The following is a 26,595-nucleotide window of genomic DNA, read 5'->3' as shown; positions in this document are numbered from 1 at the left end:
TTTATCCCATGAACCTAAAATTTTATTATATTCTAAGTGCTGTCGTTTTATTGGCTGCTCCTTCTTTTGCACAAACTTTTAAACTGGTATCGCCTGATAAAAAAAACGTTGTGGAGATAAATAACACCAACAGTCTGCAATATTCAGTTTCCAGCAATGGTTTAACCGTTATCCATCCTTCCTCACTCGGTTTCGAGTTTAAAGATGAACCTGCCATAGGTACCGATATGACCATAACCAGTCATGCGGAACATTCCGTTAATCAGACCTGGACACCGGTAGTAAAAACAAAGCACAGCACCGTAGTTGATAGCTATAATGAACTGAAACTATCACTGGCAGAAAAATCAGGCCCCATGCGCCGTATGAATATCTGGTTCAGGGCTTATAATGATGGTATCGCCTTTCGTTATCAATTATTCGGAGCTGACAAGATCGGCGACCGGGAGATAATCAGGGAACTGACTACTTTTAGCTTACTGGCAAAAGCAAAAACATGGGTGGCCGACTATGGTAGTTATACCTCCTCTCAGGAGACGGAATTCCAACCCAAAAACCTAAACCATATCACAACAAAAACAATTGCCGGTTTACCACTGCTGGTTGAATTAGATCAGAACCACTACACAGCCATTACAGAAGCTAATATTGACAACTACCCAGGGTTCTATATAGGATCGCTGAAAACAGACACTGGTGCAACGGATAAAATTGACTTGGTCACTAAATTATCACCGCTACCTGGCGAAAGTGAAACCGGGGTTAAGGCCCGGTTTACCAATGATCTGCTTACACCCTGGCGTGTAGTCATGCTGGCCAGTTCTCCCGGTAAATTAATTGAATCGGAACTGATACAAAATCTGAACCCGCCCTGTGCGCTAAAAGATGCAAGTTGGATCAAACCTGGCATGAGCACCTGGGACAACTGGTGGAGTGGCGAAGTAAAGATGGACATGCCAACTATTAAAAAATATATTGATCTGGCATCCGCACAGCACTGGCCTTACATGCTTATTGACTGGCAGTGGTACGGGCCATTTAATAAACCGGAGGCGGATGTTACCAAACCGGCCCCACAATTGAACATGCCCGAAATTTTAGCTTATGCTAAAGCCAAAAAGGTTAAATGCTGGCTTTGGTTATACAGCTCTGATGTTAACCGGAATGATAATTTTGAAAAAGCGTTTCCAATTTACGAACAATGGGGTATTGCAGGCGTTAAAATTGATTTTATGGACCGGGACGATCAGCAAATGGTGAATTGGTACCGCTGTATCATCAAAACAGCTGCACAATATCATTTGCTGGTTGATTTTCACGGAGCTTTTAAACCTGATGGCATCATACGCACTTATCCGAACATGATTACACGTGAAGGGGTTTTGGGTGAAGAATATTCCAAGTTTTCAACCAGGATAACAGCCGGGCACAACACCACCTTACCGTTTACCCGTATGCTGGCCGGGCCAATGGATTATACTCCCGGTGGCTTTTTAAATGTAAAAAAAGATGTATTCAGAAAGGGCAGCCCTACCGAGGTGATGAACAGCCGCTGCGCAGAACTGGCAAAATTTGTGATCTATGAAAGTCCGTTTACGGTTTATTGCGATGCTCCTGAACACATTCTGGGTAAACCTGGGGCCGATTTTTTAATAAACATGCCTACCGTTTGGGATGACACCAAAGTACTCAGCGGATACCCGGGGCAATATATCATTATAGCCAAAAGAAGCGGGAAAGATTGGTATATCGGCGCCATGACCAACGACACTGAAAGAACATTACAATTGAAACTGGATTTTTTACCATCGGGTAAATATACTTTATCGTCCTGGGCCGATGTGTTATCTGCACCGCAAAGTCCAACCCGGTCAAAAAAAGCGGTATCTGCGAATTCCGTGATCAATATCCGTTTGGACACTGCGGGAGGATGGGTGGCTAAGATCATGGCAAATAATTAAGCATAACGTTTTCCTTCAGAAAAGAAACATAAAATATAATTATCCAATCATGGCAAAGAATACAGCGCTTTTTCCTTTTATTCTGATAACCAGCTTGTTTTTTTTATGGGGTTTTGCGCATAACCTTGACCCCATATTAATACCACACCTAAAAAAGTCGTTTACGCTCACAACCGTTCAGGCTACACTGGTGGATTCTGCGGTGTTTATTGCCTATTTTTTGATGGCTTTACCAGCTGGATTCATCATGAAAAAGTATGGCTACAAAACAGGCATCATAACCGGCCTCCTTGTTTTTGCCTTTGGTTCCTACTTATTTATACCGGCAGCCAATACCCAACAGTACGTATTTTTCCTGGTGGCCCTATTTATCATTGCCTGTGGGTTAACCATTTTAGAAACGGCGGCCAACCCCTATGCTTCTTCATTAGGCGATCCCGCAGCTTCTACACAAAGGCTTAATTTTGCGCAATCATTTAACGGACTGGCTGCAACCCTGGCGCCTATCATTGGCGGACGTATTATATTGACCAAAGGCTATACTCCCGCACAATTAAACCACATGACAGAACAGGGTCGTAAACTTGCACTGGCTGCCGAAGCATCCTCCGTAAAAATGCCTTATTTTATACTGGGCAGCGTACTGGTATTCATCGCCATCCTTTTTGCCTTTACGCGTTTGCCCAAAATTCTTCACCATGAGGGGCATGCAGCCAGTAAAAATATTTTCCACGCGCTAAAGCACCGTCATTTAGCCTGGGGAGTTACCGCTCAGTTTTTTTATGTTGGGGCCCAGGTTTGTGTATTTAGTCTGTTTATTTTGTATGCAACAAAGTCAGCCGGTCTTTCAGAGGTAGAGGCAACCTACTATTTGGGTATATGTGGTGCTGCCTTTTTGATCGGTAGGTTTATTGGTACATTTTTGATGAGGTACTACAGTTCAGCAACTTTGCTGGCGATCTATGCGGGCATTAATATTTTCCTCTGCGTCATCGCCATTTTAAATCATGGTATGATTACAGTTTATGCAGTCATTGGTATCTGCTTCTTTATGTCCATTATGTTCCCAACCATTTTCGCACTGGGTATAAAAGATTTAAAGGCAGATACCGAATTCGGCAGCAGCCTAATCATTATGTCCATCGTTGGCGGCGCCGTTTTGCCGAGAGTATTCGGTTATATCAGCGATGTAACTGGTAATATTCAATTTGGCTATGTGGTGCCCTTACTTTGTTTTCATATAGTGGCCTATTTTGGAATCAAAGGCCATCGCATAGGCGTGAAGCCTGAAAATTTACCGGTTTCTCCTATCCTTTAAATTTAATTCCTTCTCATATGCAAAAAATCAATCTGCCTAAAGTAATTTTTGGAACAAGTGGATTAGGGAATTTATATGTAACACTTTCAGATGAGGTTAAATGTGCTATTATTGCCGAAAGCATCAGGTATTCTCCTAAACCAGCTGTATTTGACTCTGCCGGAAAGTACGGTGCAGGGCTCGCGCTCGAATCATTGGGTAGATCTTTAGCGCAATTGAATATAAATCCATCGGATGTACTGATCAGCAATAAATTGGGTTGGCTTCGCACTACGTTAAAAACACCCGAGCCAACTTTTGAACCGGGTGTTTGGCGCGATCTGAAATACGATGCCGTTCAGCGAATAAGCTATGAGGGTATCCTGGAGTGTTATGAACAAGGGAATGAACTGCTGAACGGTTACACGGCGGAGCTGGTTTCCGTACATGATCCCGACGAATACCTTGCGGCAGCAAAGGACGAGCCGGACCAGGCACAACGTTATCGGGATATATTGGACGCTTATTGCGCATTGAATGAATTAAAACGGCATGGCAAAGTGAGGGGTATTGGCGTGGGGTCAAAGGATTGGCGAATTATCAAAAAAATATCTGATGATGTAAAACTCGATTGGGTCATGATAGCCAATAGCATGACGGTTCACAGCCATCCCCGGAAGTTAGTCGAATTTATGCGTGAGCTCGAAAAGCAAGGAGTCCAGATCATCAATTCCGCTGTTTTTAATGGTGGCTTTTTAACTGGGTCTGCTTATTACAATTACAGGTTAACTGATCCGGTAAAAGACAAACATTTGTACCATTGGCGGGAGTTGTTTTATGGCTTATGTGCAGATTACAAAATAAAACCCGCGGATGCATGTGTTGCCTTTGGACTAAACGCGCCAGGTGTTAAAAGCATTGCCCTTAATACAACCAATGTAGAGCGGGTGCCCCAAAATGTTGCTTTAGCTTATTTAACGATCCCGGCGCAATTTTGGAAAGAAATGAAAGCATGCGGTTTAATTGACGGATCGTACGCTTCCGCCTACCTTTAAAAAATAAATATCACCATGAAAAGATACTGTTTGGCCCTTGATTTAAAGGATGATCCACAATTGATAGCAGAGTACGAGCATTGGCATAAGGCAGAAAATAGCTGGCCCGAAATACGCAAAAGCATACTGGATGCCGAAATTCGGGATATGCAGATCTATCGTACGGGTAATCGTTTGTTTATGATCATGGAGACAAGCGATCATTACAACGCCGAAAAAAAAGAACAATTGGACGCACTTAATTCCGTAGTACAGGAATGGGAGCGGCTCATGTGGAAATTTCAACAACCCTTGCCCTGGGCCAAAGAGGGGGAAAAATGGGTAGTTATGGAACAGATTTTTCAGCTTTAACCATAAATCATATGCGATCAATAGTTTGTGAAGAACCGGGAAAATTGGTTCTCAAAGAAATGGAAAGACCTGAAATAAAAGAAGGACATGCCCAGATCAGAATCAGAAGAATAGGTGTTTGCGGTACGGATCTGCATGCCTTTGAAGGCACACAACCTTATTTTAATTATCCCCGCATCCTGGGACATGAACTTTCAGGGGAATTAGTTGAGCCTAACGGCGCGCCGGGTTTTAAAAAGGGAGAGATCGTTACCTTCATCCCCTACTTTAACTGTGGTATTTGTATTGCCTGCAGATCTGGAAAACCTAACTGCTGTGTTAAAATTAATGTTTGCGGCGTTCATGTGGATGGAGGAATGGCCGAATACCTGAACATACCGATCTATTCACTGGTTCATGGTGATGGCCTAAGTTATGATGAGCTGGCGTTAGTAGAACCCCTCGCGATAGGTGCGCACGGAATCAGGCGGGCAGATGTAAAGCCAGGTGAATATGTATTGGTTATAGGTGCCGGTCCCATAGGTCTCGGAATAATGGAGTTTGCCCGCATTGCAGGAGCCAAAGTAATTGCCATGGATCTCAACATCAAAAGACTTGAATTTTGTAGAGATAGACTGAAAGTAGATCATATTATTAACGTTTCGACCGAAGATATACTGGAACGACTCACTGCAATAACACAAGGAGACATGCCCACAGTGGTGATTGATGCCACAGGCAGCTTGAAAGCCATTAATAATGGCTTTAACTATATGGCCCATGGAGCCAGATATGTCCTGGTCGGCCTGCAAAAAGGAGACATTAGCTTGAGCCACCCGGAGTTTCACAAGCGCGAGGCAACATTGATGAGCAGCCGAAATGCAACCCGCGAAGATTTTGAGCATGTTATTTCCTCCATGAAAAAAGGGCTGGTACAACCAGCTAATTATATTACTCATCGCGTGCCATTCAACCAGGTGACAGATGAATTTGAAAGCTGGCTTGATCCTGCAAACGGCGTAATTAAAGCAATGATAGAAGTGTAAACAAAATCATTAATAAATCATAGCTATCTAGCAAAAACCGGCAATCTTAACATAGAATTAATCCATTAAAATTATCAAAAGAATAACACCCTCCTTATGCGTTTTTATCCTTGCAATAGGCACAGTAAATTTAGCAAAGGGCCAGCAATACGTGGCTGAAGAACAAAAATCAGGCAATTAGATAAATATTGGACAATACTTCCGGAGAAAAACAAAAACGACACGATTGCCCTCAAAAAATATGGACCAAAGAATATGACGTGGACAACCCCAATGAGAGAGTGAATACAAGAAAACAAATTCTGGATATTCTTAAAGGAGGCCGTATATTTCTTAAAGTTAAACGTGATATAGAGCGCATAACTATCAATGGACTAATTGCAGTGTTTATGGGATCCGAAACGGAGTTTTTGTGGAGACACGGCTACACCTTTGAAGAGACGATTTAGGAACATATGGGTTAAACAGACTAGCGCATGGAAATTGGTGGCCAGGCAAGCAACAACCGTTTGCTCCACTAGTTTTATGACAGCGGGCATTTGTTCCTTACTATAAGTTATAAGTGATTAAAATTAAAACAATCAACACCTGTTCGTCTGCCGAAGGTTTTTTTCAATTATTTTTTCTTATCCATATATTCGATCACGGTTTCTGGCTAACAAAAATAATTGTTGTTAATGGCCATAGCGGCAGATCAACGTCAAGTTCAATTTATCAAATGGTAAATTGTTATGTGATGATGCAATTAACAATGTAGCAGGTTATTGATTTTAATGGTGCCGAACTCAGCAAATACATTGCAGGTTTATGGTTACTTGAAATCAAACCATAAAGTTCCTTGCACCGGGGTATAGTTTAACTGAATATTCTTCTGGCTTTGCGGCCCTAACTTATCTGCCGGTTGAAATTTTGTACCAATGGCACTGATGCTATTCAAAAAGCCTAAACTGCCTTCAGGAAATGGCGGATTGGTATTTTCATTTGTCGCACCCGCTGCTTTAACCGGCTTTAACATTTGAAAAAAGATATTCTCATCTTCGGTATACACGGTAAAAGGGGCTTCCTTATTTTCGATGGTAACCCAGTATATATTGGCGTGATAACCTTTAAACTCGGGGTAATCCCATCCTTCGCCGGTTATAGTGTTATTATATGCTTTATGCCAAACACCAAATTGCTGACCTTTGAGTCTATTCTTCCAAACCCGATATGGGCCCCGTCCTTCCCATTCCATCCCGGTAATTTCCCCCTCGGGATAGTCAAATGTAATGCCTGAAAAATCAAATTCTCCTTTTTGGTTATAGCTATAATTTAATTTAGCTGGTTTGCCAGGACTAAATGTCCATCTCACATTAAACTGTTGTCCACCTTCATATACCGGTTCAACAATGTAATCATATCCTGCGAAATAATGGTTTAGCGTTTTAAGTGTATATTTTGCACTCGTCAGTACAGGGCCGTTAGATAAGGAGATTTTAGTTTTTGACGTATTCACTTTTTGTAAATATCCTGTTTGGGTATCAAAATAATACGTTAGCATACCGGCCTTTATAATAAGACTTCCACTTTCCTCTGAGACCTCAATTTTAGAGGATGATCGTGCAACCCTATTTTTAAAGGTATTTCCAGGTAATTTGAGCGGCCAGGTCCAAGTGAAAATTTCTTTCTTAAACAGGTCGGTCGCGGTCACATATAGTACATCACTGTTTTTTTTGTCGGCCGGTAAATTTAGCTGCAAAAATCCTTTAGCACCCGGCTCCAGATTTACAGGTTCTGCATTCCCCTGCGCATTTGTCTTAGTTTTTAAGTGAGCATTGTCCGGAGGAGGCAAAGTCACCAATTTCCAGGTGAATGAGCATCTGTTTAAATTGGTATATATATAGCGGTTCTCGACAGCCAGTCTGCCATCAAAATTTTGGGGAATATAAGTATTTTCCAACACCACTGGCGACCATATTTCTTTGATAGCATAAAAGCTGCCTTCCTTTTCGCGGTGCGGGCCCAATATGCCATCCGGCGCGGCATTGCCCTGAATATCTATTCGCCCATTTTTATCCGTGCGTGCTACTCCCTCGTCATGGAATGACCATAAAAAGCCACCTGCGGTATGGGGATGTTTCATCATCAGGCTCCAGAAATCATCAAGTCCGGCACCATGCCCCCCGTCCTGCAAACCATGCATAAATTCTGTCGGAAAAAAAACTTCTTTACCGTATAGCACCGAATTTTCAATGTAATTATAATCAGGGTAGTGTTTGGTATCCGTTCCGTTAAATTTTTCCCAGGGATGGATAACTAATCGCTGCTGCGGATCATATTTGACATATTCCCCATCCAGATCTGTATTAAAACCGCCTTCGTTACCATTATCCCAAATAACGATACTTGGATGGTTTACATCTCTTACCACCAGTTCTTTTACCAGCTTTTTCCCAACTTCTGTATCATATTTAGCCTGCCAGCCCGTTAACTCATCCAGTACAAAAAGTCCTAGTGAATCGCAAACATCCAGAAAATGCTGATCGGGAGGATAATGTGACATTCTAACTGCATTCATATTCATTTCTTTCATGAGCCGTACATCAAGCAGGCTGATATCCTTACTCAGCGTACGACCCGATTCCGGCCATTCACTATGTCTGCAAACTCCCTTAAAAATTACTTTCCTGCCGTTAACATAAAAGCCATCATTCGGCCTTAATTCTGCAGTGCGAAAACCAAACCGTTGCTTTATACGGTGAGTCACACCTTTATCATTGCTAACAGACACCAAAAGGTTATACAAATTTGGCAGCTCAGGGTTCCAAGGAAGAATATTGTTTACTCGTTGTTGTAGTCTTACCTTCTGTTGCCCCATATGTACTGTTGTACTAAATGGCAAGCCAACTGACTGCCCGTTAAGTTTTTGTACTTGTGCGATTATCTTATAATGACTTCCTTCGCTATTCGCAAACACATCAACTGTTAATAAGCCGTTTGCTTTAGCGTCAAGAGCAATCCTATCTATATAAGTTTTAGGGACGATCTCCAAGTAAACAGGGCGGAAGATGCCACCAAATAACCAGAAATCGGCTTTACGTTCTGCTTGATTAACCGATTCATTAGAAGATCTTTTACCTACAGTTACCTCAAGCAGGTTGTCGCTATCGTAATTAAGCAAATGGGTTACATCGTATTTAAATCTATAAAAACCACCTTGGTGTATAGGGCCGGCAAGGTGTCCGTTAATCTTCACCTCCGTTTCGGTCATTGAGGCTTCGAAAACGATAAAAACATTTTTACCCTTCGCCAATGGGATTGTCTTAAAGCGATATTTATATTTACCCTGTTCTTCTGGATTTTGCGTGTCTTTATAATAATTATAAGTACCAAATCCTTGCAGTTCCCAGTTTGATGGAACTGCAATCTTATTCCAGGAACCACTTTTTTGTCCGCTGTTGATATAAAAATCCCAGTTGACCGTATGATCCTTATCTGTGCCTGATAAATATTGATATTGTGTTTCCTGGGCCGTTGCTTCTAATGCAATTATTGAAAATACCACCCATAAAATCAACGTAATACATTTCTTAAACCAACTATGTTTTTCCATTATTGCTTTAAACCAGATCATGCACCGTCAGTTTATCTTAAATATATCAGCTTTTAACTAAAAAATTCACTTATTCTAAAAATCCTTTAACAAGTATTTTCCGGTTCGTAATAACTTATCTCTTATAGATAATATAAGTTAATCCTTTTTGTGCTATCTCATAACGACCGCCCGAACTTCCATTTTTATACTACTACACTCCTGTACAATTACAGTAATCTTAGCATTGATAATCCATTTGATTTATTTTTGGGTAATTCCTCTCCATTCATCTGTTCTGAAAGGCACAGCTGGTAAACCATCTTTATTAATAAGGTTGCAAACGGGATTATCGGCCCAGGCGTAACGTACAGCAACCGGAACTTCTACCTTATCCGAGCTTACAATTACTTGATCGCCTTCTATTCTCGCTGACGCCCAATAAAACTTTTTATCATTTCCGGCGATAGTAAACCCTCGTAACGTGGCACTGTCCCTGGTTGCAAGCCCCGGGCCTGTACAAGTAAAATTTATAATTACGCTATTGCCTTTAATAACATGTTTTTTGTAGAGAGGACCTGATGCGCAGATATCATACCTGTATGCTTTTTTTTCCGCCACCAGTGCTAATCTGCGGCCAACTTCCTGTTTATTAAGTGGATGGATACTGTTAACCTCCCCGATATCTATTGTACAGGCCATGCCTGTATTTGGCTGTGATAGGGTTAGTGCCTGTGCTTCTCTTAATTCCGCCCATTCGCTTTCAGCCGGAAGCAAATCCGTTTTCCTGAAATTAGCCAACTGTACATATAAAAATGGTAGATCTCCCTGATGCCATCGCTGTCTCCAGTCGGAGATCAGCATTGGAAACAATTTTCTGTAATGGTATGCAGCCGAATCATTTGCCTCTCCCTGATACCAGATAAATCCTTTGAGCCCAAAAGGAATCAGCGGATTAATCATAGCATTGAACAGTAATGCCGGGTGATACTGATAATTGCGCATTTTAGGAATTGGTGGCTCCATATCTTTTTTATATAGCCATTTTTCCGCCAAAGAAATCTTCAAATGTCCATTAGTAATATAAATATCTTCGGCCGGAGGATTTAACCCACCGCCTCCCCACAGCATGGCTATTCTGAGTGAAACAACGTTTTCTCCGTGTTTAACGAGACTGGAAGGAATTGTATAAAACTGCTTTCGATCGTTATTCCAAATAGATCTGCATATTTCAGCGCCGTTGAAATAAAGCAAATAGTTCATTTCAGGGTGACCAATATTGAGTACCAAATCTTTTCCTACAAAAGAAGGCGGTAGCTCAATTTTTTTTCGCAACCACATTATACCCTCATATTTTCCAATCCCAAAATCTTTCACCAAGCGGGGCATCTCTACGCCATTCCAATCAGTGTCCTTAAATTCCGGCAAAGGAGTGATCTTGTCCGCATTTTCCTGGGGATGATAAACGATATCCCAAAGTCGTATCATATCCAGACTATCCTTCAAAAAATCATGCTTGGTAAGTGTATCATCGCCTAATGTTTTTGTCCTAGTAATTGGTGAGGTAAGCAGCATTTCTCTGCTTGTCCATGGTTCAATTGGTGTTCCTCCCCAGGTGCTTTGAATGATGCCAATGGGTACATTTTGCTCCTTATGTATTTTACGGGCAAAATAATAAGCTACTGCGGAGAATTGTTTCACGGTATTGGTATCACATATTTTCCATGTCCCTGCCAAAATATCCTTTTGAGGACTTAATGCCTTATTCTGCTGAACGATAAGAAAGCGGATTTGAGGATAACCGGCTTTAGCGACTTCGCGTGGAGCGTCTTGTGCCTGTTGTACTTGCCATTCCATATTGGACTGTCCAGATGCAAGCCAGACATCACCAATAAGCAATCCTTTAAGTTTGATTGATGATTCCGGCTTGCCAGAATATGCTACTTTAAGATCATAGGGACCGCCGGCCTTAAATTTGGGGAAGTACAACATCCATTTACCTTGTCGATTTACTTTTATTAACCTAGTTACCGTACCGAGTGTTGCTACAATATGTGATCCAGGAGTGGCATTTCCCCAAACAGGAATTGGTATGTCTCTTTGTAGGACCATATTGTCTCCAAACACCTTTGGCAGGGTTATTTGTGCGTAACCATTGGTTTTAAAAAAGTGAAAAATTAAAAAAAATATGAATAGGATTCGTACTTCTGCTTTCATCTGTTAGTTTAATTCGGTCCAGCTAGCCTCTTATGATGTGGCCATTTTAACTTTAATCATTACCTTCTACAGTTCTGTCTGTATATTACTGTTAATTTTGCACTGATTGAGACACCAAGTATATCTTTGATATCCAATTTATTAATCAGATAACCAAGGCAAATAATCCTGGTCAGTGTTTAATCAGGCTTAGAAGGATAACATCATTTTCCCGGATATCAAATTCTTTGGAGTACACCGCTTTGGGCTTTATTTCGATTTCCTGTTTTGTCACAGGAGAACCATTTTCTTCTTTGAATTTTTCAACCTGCTGCTTGTTTAGCTGCCCCGGCCAGCCCATATCCATATAGCGGGTGTAGGCATCATTCACCCGGTAACCTACTTTATAAACCTCCATTGTATATTTTCCGGCAGGTACATGCGACAGGTTTATTTTCACTTTTCCCTTCGGCTTGGCGGGCAAATCTTTGATGTAATAAGTCTGGTTATTGACTGAATCGGGTAGCGTATAGGTATAATCCCACAATAACGCCTGGACACCTCCCTGATCATTTTTGCAAACCCAAGAACGTTTGTCGGTATTGGCTAACTCAGTTCCCCCCAGTTTATTCATGAATTTATAGGAGTAAAAAGCCGGCTTGTTTATGCCCTGTATACTGAGCAAGCCAAAACCTCCGTGAAAAGGGGTATATCGCGGCCCCGGCTCTTCAAACACATCGGTAAAAACCCAGTACGACATAGAATTTGCCGCATTGCCAACTTGTTTTAATTTTTCCAGGATATAGGCTGCTTCATGATAACTATCATGTATGGGATCTGCCGGAGTGTAGGACGCGCTCCATTCTGTATAATGCAGTTCCAGGCCTGGCAACGCTGATTGAGTAATTTGTTTACGGGTATTCAACACGTCACCGCTCACCGCCAGCGAATCTTTGCTTAACACCGTTCCCGAATTTCCATATTCATCCAGGAAACCTTGTTTTACACCATAAGAGTGGGTACTAACGAAATCAATCGGGATGTTATTTTTGCTGCAATGACTGATCATCTCAGGAATCCAGGCTGCACCGGCCGTAGCCGGCCCGCCTACTTTATATCCGGAATTTACGCTCTTGACCGCTTTTACCGAATAATCGTATAGCTTGAAATAATCTGCTTGCGTGCCCGTCCAGAAGCCAGGAGATAAGTTAGGTTCATTCCATACTTCAAAATACCAGGTTTTTACTTCTTCGGCACCATATCGTTCTGTAAAATGCTGAACCAGGTTGGTGATCAGTGCCTGCCATTTGTTGTAATCCTTTGGCGGGGTAACATTGCCTCGCCACCAAAAAATTGTCTGGTTTCCACTGGCCAGCGCGTTAGGCATGAAGCCTAATTCTACAAAAGGTTTTATCCCGATTTTATGCAGAAAATCAAAGAGCGCGTCTACATACATATAATTATACTGCGGATTGCCTTTTGCGTCCTCTGTATACACCGCCATGTCATCGGTCAATAGCCCATGCATGCGGATATATTTAAAACCGCATTGCTTTCTTACATATTCCAGTTGCTGCTGCCAGTCGGCGCGCAGCCCTTCGTTTGCCCTGCCTGCGCCTACACATGCGTTAAACATGGGATTCAGCTTAACAGAACTTTTGTTAAAATCCACATTGATCACTCTCTGGCCATTTACATTAGCCAAGAAAACGAATTGCGAAACCACCAACACCCAAATTATTTTTTTCATCTGCTTTGTTAATACTTATTAAAATTATTCTGTCCACACGAGCACTCCGGCTGGCTTTAGTGTCTTTTCGCCTATTAGAATTTTTGCCTTATCCGGCAGACTTACAGGATAATTTTCTGACGAATAATTTAAAGCCGTATAAAAGCCGTCGCGCCAGTAAACAAAAACACCGGGAGGATAATCTTCCGTAGTTGCACCGTTATCTTTATAAATCTTTCTTAATATGCCTTTTTCTAATTTGGAATCATCCGTATCTACGCCGATATAGGTTACAACTCCTTTGCCAATATGGTGTTCTACAACCGCAGCTTTCCCTTTATAGAACTGGTTGTTATAGGTAGCAAGCACTTCGGTCCTATCATCCGGCGTAAGCAAATCTGCCCAGCTATGCCATGGATAATGATTTGAATCCATCAATATATCGCCCTTACCATAAGATGAAAGCATATCCGTCTGGCTTATATGAGCGCCAATCAGATTTGATAAGTGCATGGCGGTTTCTCCTTCCCAAAAATGGCCTCTGCGGTCTTTAGTACCAGTGCGGCAGGTAATAACCAAATGGCCGCCTCCGGTTACATAGTCATTCCATTTTTTTACCAATGCAGAATCGATCATCTCATAGGCAGGAACGATTACGACTTTATACTTTGACAAATCTGCCGTTTCCTGGATAACGTCAACTGGCGCACCCAATGACCTTGCGGTTTTCAGGTACTTTACCGGGTAATCCCAGGTATTCCATTGCCCAGTCTGTTTTTGTCTGTCAATGCTCCAATAATTTTCTACATTCCACAGGATTGCGGTGGAGCGCGCAGCCAGCTTCGCGGGCATACTCATACCTGGTTTATACTGCTTCCTCAGTTCAGTCGCTTCTTTCATGAACTGCATATAATCTTTACCGCCCTGCGAGGCTGTGATACCATCCGTTTGTATTACACCGGCATGATATTGCTCTGCGCCATACAGGATCTGCCGGAAGCGGTACGAACAGGCTATCTTTCCTCCTGCCGCAAAACTATGATACAGCCATAACCGAACGGTACCCGGTAAAAGCAGTGGATTATAACTTCCCCAATTAACAGGGCCGGGCTGGATCTCCAAAACACCTGACACACCACCAACAGATTTGTAGTATTCTGAAGCGAAAAGAACGACATCGCTGTTGCCTAAACGGAAACCTGATTCACCGATATTATCACTGCCTCCATTTGGATACGCGGTGTATGCGGCAAAATCCAGTTTCTTGGTACGATTAGGGTCCGAACCCGTGCAAACGGCAGTATAGTTGGTGGTCACAAATTGCGCCTTTGAAACGTAACTGCGTAAAACATCTGCCTGAAAGTCAAGAAATCCGGCTTGGGCATCAGCCGAATATCTTTTAAAATCCAGCAAAGCATGCGGGTTATTGCCCCACCAGCCTACCAGGTTGGTATTGGGAATGATGACCTGATCAAAACTGTTAAACCACTGACTCCAGAAGGCGGCTCCCCAGGCATTATTTAACTCGTCAACGGTTTTGTATTTGTTTTTCAGCCAAGTTCTGAATGCTTCCTGAGATGAGGGACTATAGTCGGAAACAGCGCCAGGTTCATTATCTATTTGCCAGCCCATCACATTCTTGTTCTGCCCGTAACGTTTGCCCATTTCCGCTACTATTCTTTTCACGTAACCGCGAAATTTAGGATTAACTATCGATTCTAATCCCCGCGTACCATTTTCCGCGCGGATATAATGGCCATCCATTACAAATGTCTCCGGGTAGTTTATCCGCATCCATGTTGGCGTGGTGGCAGAAGGCGTACATAGCAATACTTTGAGGTGATATTTGGCGCACAGAGCCACCACTTTGTCGAGCCAGGTAAAATCAAAGCGCCCTTCCTCCGGTTCCATTTTGAACCAGGCGAATTCTGCCAGGTGAACAAACTCAAAACCCATCTCTGAGATTGTCTTGATGTCCCTTTCCCATTGGCTTTCACTCCAATGCTCGGGATAATAATAGATACCCGTTGTCACCAGATCCTTTTCCGGAAAAAACTTGTTGGTTTCCTGTGCTTTTAAAAATGACCAAGGAAGTAAAAAAGCAATAATAATTAGGGTTATAAATTTTCTCATCTGAGGCAGATATAGCATCAACCGGCGAGGAGCTTCCTTGCCGGTTGATGCAGGCAAACTAATACTTAATACTTATATCCTTTTCTTTTGAACAGCCACTGGTTGCTAAACCCACTGCCAATTTGCACAATGGTTAATTCATTCTCGTTTAGTTTAGCAATATTATATACCGTACTGTTGCCACTTCCCTCACTGATATCAGCGCCGGTAATTTTCAGCGTTTTATTAAGCGTATCCAGTGTAAAAACACCTTTTGTCTGCCCTTTACTTGCTACTTTTACATAATTAGCATTTCCGTTAATGTTAAATGTCATCTCGTCATTCAAATCAGCTCCCAGACCAGATGCGGGAACCTGCCACCACTGCGGAATAACCGCGTCTTGAGGGCCGTTTCCACGAACCCAACCCGAGGGGTTATCAATAGCCCATACCCAAGTCTTGCCAGCCGTTCCATTCGTAAGTAAATTCCACAAGGGACTTTTAAAATAATTAATATCATTTTTTGAAACCTTGATTTTTACCGAATCCGCTGTCGGTCCACCTTTTGAATAGGCGATAAATTTAATGTAAAAATCTCCGGCAAAAGGTAAAATAGTTGTGTCTTGCTGCTTGTTAGAATTCCCGTTACCAAAATCCCAGAATGGAATAATACCAGGAGTATTGTTTTTTACGATAATCATATTATCATATCCTTGTTGTTGGGTAACTGAAAACCTCAAGTCTGATTTCGCAATGGGTAATCCAAGACTTGTTCTATTTTCTTTCGGACTGCAAGCGGTTATCAAATAGGAAACCCATATTAATAACCCGATGTTCTTTAAAACTTTCATTTTTCTCTACTATTGGTGATATCAAGTGGATTAATAACCCGGATTTTGTTTCAGACTTCCCGCTGATAGACTGATCTGAGTTTGCGGTATTTCTAACAAACCTTTTGTTTCTGTGCGAAATGTAACGTTGAAATCGGTACCCATGCCGCTGTTATCAATAGCCTGTTTTGCAACTGTCATACCTTGTCGTAATAAATCCCAGTAACGCTGCCCCTCCAGGGAAAGTTCAAAACGACGTTCATCCATGATCAGTTGAAGGCCGGCAGCATCAGCAGTTAAAGTTTTATGATGATTAGCATCCTGAAAAGCACGGTCCCGAACTTTGTTATAATAACTTTGGGCAACGGAAAGATTAGACGATAAATTTAATTCCGCACCCATCAAAAGCACATCGGCAAAACGTATCGCTACGTAGTTATCATAGTTGTCTATCTGAAAATCACCACCCATATCTTCCGGCTTTCCCGCGTTTAACGGCGTATATTTCTTCCAAAAATAACCGGTGTATTGAGATTGATCTCCCACGACATATTGACTGGCCAAGCTTTCGCCAGAAATGGAAATGATGGAATTGGCGCGGCGCGGATCATCAGCGGCAAAAGCATTCCATAATTTAGGATTTACAGTTGCAAATCCCCAACCTTTATAATACGGTAAAAGTACCTGGCTCCTGATTCCGATTAAAACCTGCATTCTGTTACCGTTTTGCTGGTTATAATCTTTTAAACCTAAATAAGTATATTGCACATTAAAAACACCCTCTACATTGTTCTGCCCTGCAAAATCCGCCCCTCCGGATGATCTCCACAGGTTGGCGTATTTAGGTACCAGGGCATGGCCGCTATTATTGATCACATCATCTATTAGCTTGATAGCATCTGACTTGGTTACTTGCCCAACAAGGTCTGTTTTAGCATAATAACCAGTGTAATATAAAAACACACGGCCCAAAAGCGATTCCGCGGCCCATTTGGTAGCACGGCCGTATTCTGCAGTAGGAATAGAACTATAGGGAGTTGCGGCTAAATCTGCCACAGCTGATTTCAAGTCGGTTGCAATTAATTTGTAAACCTCATCGGGATTGGCCTGTGGCTGACTATATTTACCAGGCTCGACCGGGCTTGTGAGTAAAATTACATTACCGAACATTCGCACCAAATCGAAGTAAAAATAGGCGCGCAAAAAATGCGCCTCTGCTATATACCTGGTTTTTAAGGCTGCATTGGCTCCAAAATCAACCTTGTCTATATTTTGTAACAGGACATTAACCCGGTATATCCCGGTATAATATTTTGTCCACGCATCTATATTATGATCAGTTAATGGTTCAAAACGATCCCATTGCCTTACATTGGCATCTCCGATTCCCCCTCCACCAAAGCAATCATCAGAGGCAATCTCGCTGGTAAGGGCAATATTGCCAAAGCCACTCCAGTCAAGCACACTGTATGCCGCTACCAGTGCCTGAAAAGCATCATCGGGAGTTTTATAAAAATCGCTGATCCCTTTTTGATTAATCGGAGTTGTATCCAATAACCCCTTTTTACATGAGCTAACCGACAGTAAAAAAACTATTACATATATTAATTTTTTCATGATCATTTTCCTTTAAAATTTTACACTTAAGCCCAGCATTATTGTACGCGGCTGAGGATAATATCCTAAATCAGTACCTGATGCCCACCCATCATTACCATAACCCACTTCCGGATCGAGACCTTTATATTTGGTGAACGTAAACAAGTTCGTTCCGGATAAGTAAAGACGAAATTGTTGCAGGGGCAGGTTTTTCAAAAGCCCCTTTTTAAAGTCATAGCCGATATTGATGGTTTTGACCCTTAAGAAATCTCCGTTCTCAATGTACAGATCAGAGAATCGCCCATAATTATTATTTGCTTCATCGGCCTGGGTCACCCGTGGAATGGTATTAGAGGTTCCGGCGCCTGTCCAGCGTCCCAAAATGGCGGTCGTATAATTAGCATAGTACCGGTCGTTAGTACGAATACCGTTTACTATCTGATTACCAGCTACCCCATTCAATTGTATAGAAATATCAAAACCTTTATAACCTGCATTTAAATTAAACCCATAGGTTTCGTGGGGGTTTGGATCACCCAACATGGTCTTGTCGTTTGCGTCAATTTTACCGTCGCCATTTAAATCAACGAAACGAACATCACCCGGCTTAGCGCCAGGTTGAATTAAGGTTCCATTTTTAGCATATGAATTTACATCCTGCTGTGTCTGGAAAAGGCCATCAGTTTTTAAGCCGTAAAAATAACCGATCGGGTAACCTACTTGTGCCCGGTAAAACTCATCTGTGCTGGCAGTTAGAACACCGGTTGCTCCATGTATTATTTTTTCCGGGTTAGCGATATCAGTCACCCGGTTTTTATTGTAGGCTATATTTCCACCGATACCAAATGAAAGATCCCCAAATTTATGCTGATAGTTAACGGCCAGTTCAATACCCTTGTTTGAAACATCGCCACCATTAACTGTGGGGGCACCTGTGCCTACAATGGCTGGCACCGGAGCCACAATAAGCCAGTTCTTAGTCGTTTTGTTGTACCAGTCAAAAGTGACGTTAAGGTCTCTTAAAATAGTGGCGTCGAAACCGACATCTGCCTGTTGTGAAGTTTCCCACTTCAAATCGGGATTAGGTACTTTATTTGGAACCGTCCCCGTTGATTTTACACCATTAAAATAATAAGAGTTGTAGGTAGAACTCACAGTCGCCAGATAGGCATAATAATTACTTGTAGGCACATTATCATTGCCGTTCTGTCCGATACCTGCCCTGATCTTAAGGAAATCAAGCCATTTGACATTTTTCAAGAATTCTTCACTCGTTACAACCCAGCCAGCTGATACTGAAGGAAAAGTAGCATATTTATTATTCGAGCCAAAATTGGTAGATCCATCACGCCGTACGATGGCGGTTAACAGGTACTTTTCATTATAGTTATAATTTATACGACCGAAATAAGAAAGTATGTTGTGCTCAGGCACCGTAATTCCGCCAAATGCTTTCTGGGTTGCGTCATTGGTACCATTGTCTATGATGGCATGGTTAAAATCCGGAATAATCAAATCCTGTTTACTACCGCTTACATAAAAGGTCGTCTCCCGCAACACCGTTGAACCAAGCAATGCGGTAAGGTTATGCTTGCCAATTGATTTCTGATAGGTCAGTGAGTTATCCCAGTTTGTGCGGGTGTTACGGTACAAACCCATGGTAGCTGTAGAATTCGTATTCTGATTATTAGTACCCAAGGAATAAACAGGTATAAATGTATTGGTGGAATTATAGGATAGGTCGAGCCCGTAATCTGATCTGAATTTCAACCCTTTAAATATGGTCGCTTCCAAAAACACATCGCCCAATAAACGGTCGGTGATTGTTCTGTTATTATTAGTGTAGTCCATAGCGGCAACTGGATTCACCTCTTCCGGGCTAACGGTTGAAATTCCATATGTTCCATCCGGGTTACGAACAGGAAAGGTAGGACTGGTATTGAGCAACCCTTTGATCGAATTACCATAAATATTTCCTGTCCCGATGCTGCTTTGCGTGCTATGGCTATAAGTCAGGTTCTGACCAAATTTGATAATATCTTTATATAAATCATGACTGGAATTAATACGAAATGATATTCGTTCAAAATTGGATTTACCGGGCAATCCGATAATACCATCCTGTTTTTGATAAGATAAAGAGGATGAATACGTCGACCGGTCATTGCCACCAGAGGCACTAACGCTGTAATTCTTAATAGGAGCATTCTTTTGTGTAACTGCTTTTTGCCAATCGGTTCCTGCTCCCAATTGGTTGAGTTGGTCAAGTGTATACATTGGCGCTTTCCCAGAATTCACTGCAGCTTCATTCATGATGATGCCATATTCGTGAGCATCCAGCAAATCCAATTTTTTTGCCGGATTCTGTAACCCGTAGTAAGCATCGAATGAGACTTGCGTCTTACCGCTTTTTCCTTTTTTGGTGGTTATTAGTATAACACCGTTTGCTGCTCTTGTACCATAAATTGCCGTTGATGCAGCATCTTTTAGTACGTCCAAGGATTCGATGTCATTGGGGTTAAGGCTTGAAATGTCATAGGTCGGGAAACCATCAACTACGTATAAAGGATTTGAATTACCAATGGTACCAATACCCCTTATCCTTACTTTTAAAGCATCTCCAGGCTGTCCCGAGGTGGATGTTACTTGCACACCAGGCGCCTGCCCTTGCAAAGCCTGATCCACGGTAAGTGTATGATTTTTGGCCAAATCACTTCCACTAACATGTACAGTAGCCCCTGTTACCACTTTTTTCACCTGGGTTCCGTAACCAACTACGATAACCTGATCTAAAGAATTTGACATGGGAGTCATTTTTATGGATACTTCATTGGCTTCACCCACGGTAACTGATAGTGGCTGAAAGCCTATATAAGTAAATTCGAGAATATCTCCGGTTTTAGCCTTGATATGGTAGGCACCTTTTACATCGGTAATCGTTCCGGTCGTGGTTGTCTTTATTTTAACCCCTACACCGATTAGCGGTTGGTTATCATCGGCACTAATTACGACACCGGATATCGTCCGCGATGCCGGTTGGGCTAATGCGGAGCCTTGCGAGATCATAATGAAGAACAGAACGAAAAAAAGGGAGGCATATCTATTACAAAATAATTTTCTTTTCATATAAATTAGGTAATGATTTATGATTGATTGGGGTCTATATATAATTACTTGTCAATCGTCATGGCGGCAGATTTCCTTGCGTAATTTTTTCGGTTGGCTGATATGGGAAACAAGGATATTGGAAATACCTTTCCTGATTTAATGAGTGTGCAACTGGCATTAATATCATTTCAATCGATTGCGCAACTAATGCTACCTTATTTCCGTTAATTAAAATGACATAAAGCCCATTAAAATGCTTTATATACTCCATTAAAGTCCCGTGGTTAATCTTGAAGTTTCTGAATGAAATAATTGGTCTATTGTGAAAGTGAAGGTATTACCGGTACAGAAAAAACAAGGGAACATTTGTAATTATTGATGTAACAAATGTTTATTCACATTCAAATATCTAATTTTCAATAATATACAAATGCCATGATAATGTTTTCATCATAAATCACCATTGTTTTGCCCTTGTGCAATATCAAGAAAGCGATGTATTATTTTGATTTACTTTAAACTGATTAATCTGTTATTCATGGTGATTAGCTCTTGCTAGGGACCCGTTAAGGATAAATAAAATATGCAGCAGTTATATTTTATTTATCCTAATGACAGCCGGTTTTAAAATAATATATCGTTTTGTAATTGATCAATAAGGAACAGGTGTTAATCCATGCGATGTCGTTTAACACGATATGATCATTGTTTTGCAGCAAGAGTTGTTTTACTAAATACAGTGTTACACTATATATTATATTTTCACGCTTATTGCCTTCCCCGAATAAACTACTTTCTTATCTCCCTTAATTACTGCGTCGGCGTTTGAACCATGTTCGCCGTTTACCAATACTACATTAAAGGTGTGGGTTTTCTGCATTCCGGGAAAGCTCCCTTTTGTATCATTAATACGCAATTGGCGCAGTTTATCGTTCCATGTCAATGTAAAAGTGGCACTTTGCCCTTTTTCGTAATTATAGTTATCGTTCTCATCCTCATAATATACGAACTGTCCGTTCGCACCTGGATAAATACGCAGTTCTATATCATTTGCCGGTTTTTCGGTCGCGTATTCCATTACCGGCCCCATGGGGATGATTGATCCTGCCTTTACATATAGCGGCATGATGTCAATAGGAGCAGCTGCAGCAATGGTTTCACCACCATTGTATATTTTCCCTGTCCAGAAGTCGTACCATTTGGTCGTCGCGGGCAGATATACATTGCGAGTAGTTTTACCAGCAGATGCGTTATTTCCGGTATACAGCTGTTCGGTCACCGGGTTAACCATAAAAGCAGGGCCGAACATATACTGATCGGGGATATTATATACCCCAACGTCATTTCTGAAATCAAATGCCAAGGAACGCATCATGGTATAATTTTCCTGGGTAACTCTGCCTGAAAGTGAGTAGATATAAGGCAGCAAACGATAACGCAACTTATCATATTTTAATAATATAGCCTTTGTTTTATCATCCCAGTTTTTGGAAAACAAGGCACGCTCACCCTTACCATGTATACGGAATATAGGGCTAAATGCACCAAATTGAAACCACCTGGTAAATAACTCACGATATTCTGGTTTCGACCAATCGGGAGCCCCCCAATTCAAATGATAACCGCCGATATCTGATGTAAAGTACGGTATACCCGATACACAAGAGTTAATGCCCTGCGGGATCTGCTTTTTGAACGACGCAAATGAACAGGTAATATCAGACGACCATAAGGTGGCCGCATTTCGCTGCTCACCGGCAAATGATTGCCTGATGAGAAAGAATGCCCGTTTACCAGGAATATCCCTGCGCCAGCCTTGATAAATTCCCTTGGAATGCTCCAATGAAAACGTATTGAAATAGTCAATTCCTCTACCAGGAAAATAAGTGGTTTGGCGTCTGGCGTCTAATAATGTTCCATTATCGGGCTCGCATTGATCAACCCACCAGGCATCCCAGTTATAGTGTTTTATTAAGCTGTCACGCGCCTGTTCCCAATATAATTCGCGGGCTGCTGGATTATGCGCATCATAATAATTATCAAAAGTATGTGTTACAATATTATCCCAGGTTATATCTGTCATCCCGCCCATTTTTTGCAAGGCGTCATAGTTAGGTGTACCTTTACCGAACACCGGCCATATAGATATCATCCCATGAATATTAGATCGATGCAACTCATCTATCATGGCTTTAGGATCTGGATAGCGTGTTGGATTCATAATGTGTGACCCGATAGGCAATGGATCCCAATAATACCAGTCCTGTACAATCACATCAACCGGGATATGGTTGTTGCGATAATTGTTTTTTACAGAGATAACCTCATCCTGACTCATATATCTGTCCTGTGACTGGAACAGCCCAAACGCCCATTTAGGAAACATGGGTGCTACACCTGTTGTATTACGGTACAAGTTAATGATATGATCGAAATCCGGGCCGTAAAAAAAGTAGTAGTTCACCTCCGTACCACTTTCAGATACATATTTGAATTTGGTATTATTTGCTTCTGCTCCATAAAAATTAGCGGCAGAATAATTGTCCCACATCAATCCGAAACCTTTTGTCGACAGTAATACAGGGATAGCTCCTGTCATGTATTTAATCGCCAAGTCCTGGTTACGGCCTTTGTAGTTTATCGACAGCGAATCGGTTGGGTGGCAGCCTAAACCAAACAATGCCTCATTAGCCGGGGAATTGAATTGGGTTGAACAATTGTAAACCCTGATCCCAGCTATATTGGCCGCAGTCATTGTTTTATTTTCGCTTTTGGCTTCTGAGGTGATTAACTGCCCGTTTTTAGTTAAATAGCTGATAGCGTTACTTGCTTTATCCACTACCAGCTTTAGCTTATCCGTAGTGATAACGATTTTTTGGCCCTTATCGGATACGGTAAAGGGCACTTGCTGTATCCAACTATTGTTTACTACCAGCGACTTTTTTGTATTAAAAGAATTTAGTACAGTGTATTTAACTTCGATTATATCTGATGCACATATCTTTATTTTGAGCATACCTTTATCCAAATTGAAGCTTACGCCGTCTGCTTCTTTTTTAAAGTTTACAATCGTTGCATGAGCCTCTGGCATATTAACAGCGCACATCAGTATAAATAATGACGCACATATTTTGCTGAGTTTGAAATGTAATTTTTTGTATAGCATAATTGGTTTAAATATATTTTCAGGTTGAATTTCTTAGTTAGAGGTGATTATGTCGCCGTAAAATATGCCGCGCCCATGGGTACCTACATACACTCGTCCGTACCTGCTAGGGTCGCCAGAAATTTGCAGGATCAAACCCCAACGATGCTTTTCGTCATTAACGCGCACCCATGTTTCACCCTTATCATCCGATCGAAAAATGCCATCTGTCCCGTTTACGATACCGGCTAAATATAGTGCCGGATAAGTACTTTTGGGAGAAGCCTTGCCAAAGCCAAAACCATGAATCTCGGTAACACCGCCTACTCTTCTAAACTCGGCAGATCCATTGTTACTATGATATAACCCGTCAAAGTTCGCTACCCAAAGATCTCCTTCGCTACCCGGCGCTGCATATAAACGGTCCTGTCCTCCGCGAATATCACCACGATTCGAAGTGCGGTCAGGCAAAGCATTTGGCCAATTGAAGTCCTGTTGGGTAAATGAGTGGCCATTATCAGTGCTGGTATAGAGTTTTCCGTTAAACAGATCCATCGCATAAAATTTAGCATCGTTTAGCGGATCGGCTATTACACGGGTATTATTGGGTAAACCCTGTATCTGTTTCCAGCTTGTGCCCTTATCATTGGTAATATAAGATGCGCTTCGCCGTGGTGTCCATATCCAGCTATTGCCTAAAGCTGACACACAAATAAAGCCATGCTTGCTGTCTGTCTGAGGCTCAGCTGTTGTCGGCTGCCAAATTTTGCCACCATCCATGGAATAGCCGATATTACCATCACCAACCTTCGTCCCTTCACCGATCCGAACAACTATATCACTGTTTTTCGCGGCACAGGCTACACCATCAGTATTAGCGAAATGTGGATTTATAAAATTTCCGTCAGGCGCAGGCTCATCCAGGTCATGATGTACAAATCCTCCGTAATCGCCTATTGCCGATATTAAAAGGGCACCTTTCGGCGGGCTTAACAGCTCCAGTGCGACGGTCTCTTCAATACCTTTATTCTTTGTCCCCCACATGCTGGGTTTGCCTTTATCAACATCCGTCAGGTCAAAAGTTTCATGTATGCCATAACCTGTAGTAAATAAGGCGTGGGCAGAATCAAATGGATCTATCTCTATATCAAACAGCCAATGTATCCCGGTACGCGATACATACGGGGCGTCCCTATAGTCGAATTTTCCACGGTTGCTGCCTGTAAATACTGGCTTCCATGTACTACCCGCATTTAATGTCCTGAAAATATCATCGCCCCCGGCTTTACCATACCGGTGAAATGTGCTTACTATAATAATTTGAGGATTCTGTGGGTCGACAGCAACTGCAGCATAGCCAAACCCCAATTGGTTTTCAGGCCGAGGTTTTACCGGTGTAATATTTGTCCACTGGTCAACATCCGCAGTATATTTATATACAGCTCCATCTGTCATCATATCAGGGCCCGGGTTGGAGCCGTAGGTGATATATAATACACCATCTGCTGATAACGCAGCGTGTGTCGGCATCAGATCGGTCGGTTCGCCAGGAACTGCAGCCCAGCTCGCCCCACCATCTGTACTCCTGAATAAATTCTTTACCCCTTTTTGTGAAACCCCAACATAAATAACGTTGCTCCTGGTACCGGCCCTGCTTTTCGGGTCAAATAAAACGAATATAATTCCGTTCGGACTTGGGTGATAAGTTGCTTTGGATTTCATCATGGTATCTGACACAGATGACCTTATTTCCGGAAAATTGTTTACCCGATTCCATGTAATGCCGGCGTCCCCGCTTTTCCACAGTCCATCTAAACGCGTTCCCATGTAAATAATATTGCCATTGTTGGGGTCTACAGCCATGCGTTCGCCATTACCTCTGCCGTTCTCATTCCCTCCCATCCTGAAGGGAACATCGGTCCGCTTAAATGTTTTTCCCCTATCATCAGACCGAAGTATGGCATTAGGAACTCTGATAGAGGTATAGGTACCACAAGCCATATATACACGATTGGGATCATGAGCATCCAAAGCGATACTTTCAACGCCCATCAGGTTGCGATCTCTGTAGGATACCCAATCAAGAAGTGGCTCCCAGGCTTTTATAGCCTCATTCCATTTATATGCACCGCCCATGTCGGTGCGACAATATAGAAGATTCTTTGTTGTAGGATGGTAGATAATGCCATCAACAAAACCACCGCCACGTATTTGTACGCTTTTCCAATTGTAGGGATGACCGGATTTCTGAGCATTTACCGTTATATTAAAATTAATAACGATTATACATAGTAAAAAAAAATGCGTTTTCATGTGCATATAATGAAGGATACGACAGTGAAAATGCCTGATGCTGCCTGGTGCATTAGTGACAAAAAATTATTTAATAAACCAACTACACCAGAGCTATCTAAACGGGAAGAGAGCCGGTGTGCGAAGTGAAGGTATCAGGCTTGGGGTTAAAACAGAGGAACATTTGTAATTAAGAATGTAACAAATGTTTACCATTTGCAAGTACCTACATTTCAGAGCATTATAAATAGACATAAGCATAAAATCTAATAAATGGCGGTACTAAGCAGTAATTAGGTTATAATTAATCACGTAGTTTAAGTG

The 26,595-nt window shown here is 41.9% G+C and carries 14 protein-coding genes; 5 read left to right on the top strand and 9 right to left on the bottom strand.

The annotated features are described in order from the left end of the window. The first annotated feature begins 8 nt into the window (after positions 1 to 8). Genes ACTJKG_RS18740 through ACTJKG_RS18720 form a run of 5 tightly spaced genes read left to right on the top strand, consistent with a single transcriptional unit; the run spans position 9 to position 5,689 of the window. Entirely contained in the window at positions 9 to 1,961 is a 1,953-nt protein-coding gene (locus tag ACTJKG_RS18740) for a glycoside hydrolase family 97 protein (RefSeq protein ID WP_440740112.1), read from the top strand. A 49-nt stretch (positions 1,962 to 2,010) separates the two neighbouring features. Beyond that, complete coding sequence (gene fucP, locus ACTJKG_RS18735) at positions 2,011 to 3,279, top strand: L-fucose:H+ symporter permease (protein WP_440740111.1); 1,269 nt, start codon at positions 2,011 to 2,013, stop codon at positions 3,277 to 3,279. A gap of 17 nt (positions 3,280 to 3,296) precedes the next feature. Further along, positions 3,297 to 4,313, top strand: a complete 1,017-nt coding sequence (locus ACTJKG_RS18730) for an aldo/keto reductase (RefSeq protein WP_172337226.1) — start codon at positions 3,297 to 3,299, stop codon at positions 4,311 to 4,313. A 15-nt stretch (positions 4,314 to 4,328) separates the two neighbouring features. Further along, positions 4,329 to 4,664 carry an L-rhamnose mutarotase gene (locus ACTJKG_RS18725; protein ID WP_172337227.1) on the top strand — a complete coding sequence of 112 codons (336 nt, stop codon included), beginning with the start codon at positions 4,329 to 4,331 and terminating at the stop codon, positions 4,662 to 4,664. A 59-nt stretch (positions 4,665 to 4,723) separates the two neighbouring features. Further along, positions 4,724 to 5,689: a zinc-binding alcohol dehydrogenase family protein gene (locus tag ACTJKG_RS18720; RefSeq protein ID WP_371742474.1), complete on the top strand. Its 966-nt coding sequence runs from the start codon at positions 4,724 to 4,726 to the stop codon at positions 5,687 to 5,689. 811 nt (positions 5,690 to 6,500) lie between these two features. Here the strand turns inward: ACTJKG_RS18720 and ACTJKG_RS18715 are convergent. The 9 genes from ACTJKG_RS18715 to ACTJKG_RS18675 form a co-directional block, all read right to left on the bottom strand. After that, a complete protein-coding gene (locus ACTJKG_RS18715; protein WP_172337229.1) occupies positions 6,501 to 9,281 on the bottom strand; it encodes a glycoside hydrolase family 2 protein in 2,781 nt (926 codons plus the stop codon). Positions 9,282 to 9,524: 243 nt separating this feature from the next. Continuing rightward, complete coding sequence (locus tag ACTJKG_RS18710; protein ID WP_440740110.1) at positions 9,525 to 11,477, bottom strand: sialate O-acetylesterase; 1,953 nt, start codon at positions 11,475 to 11,477, stop codon at positions 9,525 to 9,527. Between the two features lie 172 nt (positions 11,478 to 11,649). Further along, positions 11,650 to 13,206, bottom strand: a complete 1,557-nt coding sequence (locus tag ACTJKG_RS18705; protein WP_440740109.1) for a GH39 family glycosyl hydrolase — start codon at positions 13,204 to 13,206, stop codon at positions 11,650 to 11,652. Positions 13,207 to 13,230: 24 nt separating this feature from the next. Continuing rightward, positions 13,231 to 15,318, bottom strand: coding sequence for a beta-galactosidase (locus tag ACTJKG_RS18700; RefSeq protein ID WP_440740108.1), 2,088 nt, complete (start codon positions 15,316 to 15,318; stop codon positions 13,231 to 13,233). 65 nt (positions 15,319 to 15,383) lie between these two features. Then, a complete protein-coding gene (locus ACTJKG_RS18695; RefSeq protein WP_440740107.1) occupies positions 15,384 to 16,148 on the bottom strand; it encodes a hypothetical protein in 765 nt (254 codons plus the stop codon). Between the two features lie 30 nt (positions 16,149 to 16,178). Continuing rightward, on the bottom strand, positions 16,179 to 17,744 hold the full coding sequence (locus ACTJKG_RS18690) for a RagB/SusD family nutrient uptake outer membrane protein (RefSeq protein ID WP_440740106.1): 1,566 nt from the start codon (positions 17,742 to 17,744) through the stop codon (positions 16,179 to 16,181). 12 nt (positions 17,745 to 17,756) lie between these two features. Further along, positions 17,757 to 20,852, bottom strand: a complete 3,096-nt coding sequence (locus tag ACTJKG_RS18685; protein WP_440740105.1) for a SusC/RagA family TonB-linked outer membrane protein — start codon at positions 20,850 to 20,852, stop codon at positions 17,757 to 17,759. Positions 20,853 to 21,588: 736 nt separating this feature from the next. Then, entirely contained in the window at positions 21,589 to 24,000 is a 2,412-nt protein-coding gene (locus ACTJKG_RS18680; RefSeq protein WP_440740104.1) for a glycoside hydrolase family 31 protein, read from the bottom strand. A gap of 33 nt (positions 24,001 to 24,033) precedes the next feature. Beyond that, a complete protein-coding gene (locus ACTJKG_RS18675; protein WP_216650656.1) occupies positions 24,034 to 26,292 on the bottom strand; it encodes a WD40/YVTN/BNR-like repeat-containing protein in 2,259 nt (752 codons plus the stop codon). Positions 26,293 to 26,595 lie beyond the last annotated feature (303 nt).

Source organism: Mucilaginibacter sp. 22184, assembly GCF_052045695.1.
GTDB lineage: Bacteria > Bacteroidota > Bacteroidia > Sphingobacteriales > Sphingobacteriaceae > Mucilaginibacter.
This window is presented reverse-complemented; position numbering and strand designations above follow the sequence as displayed.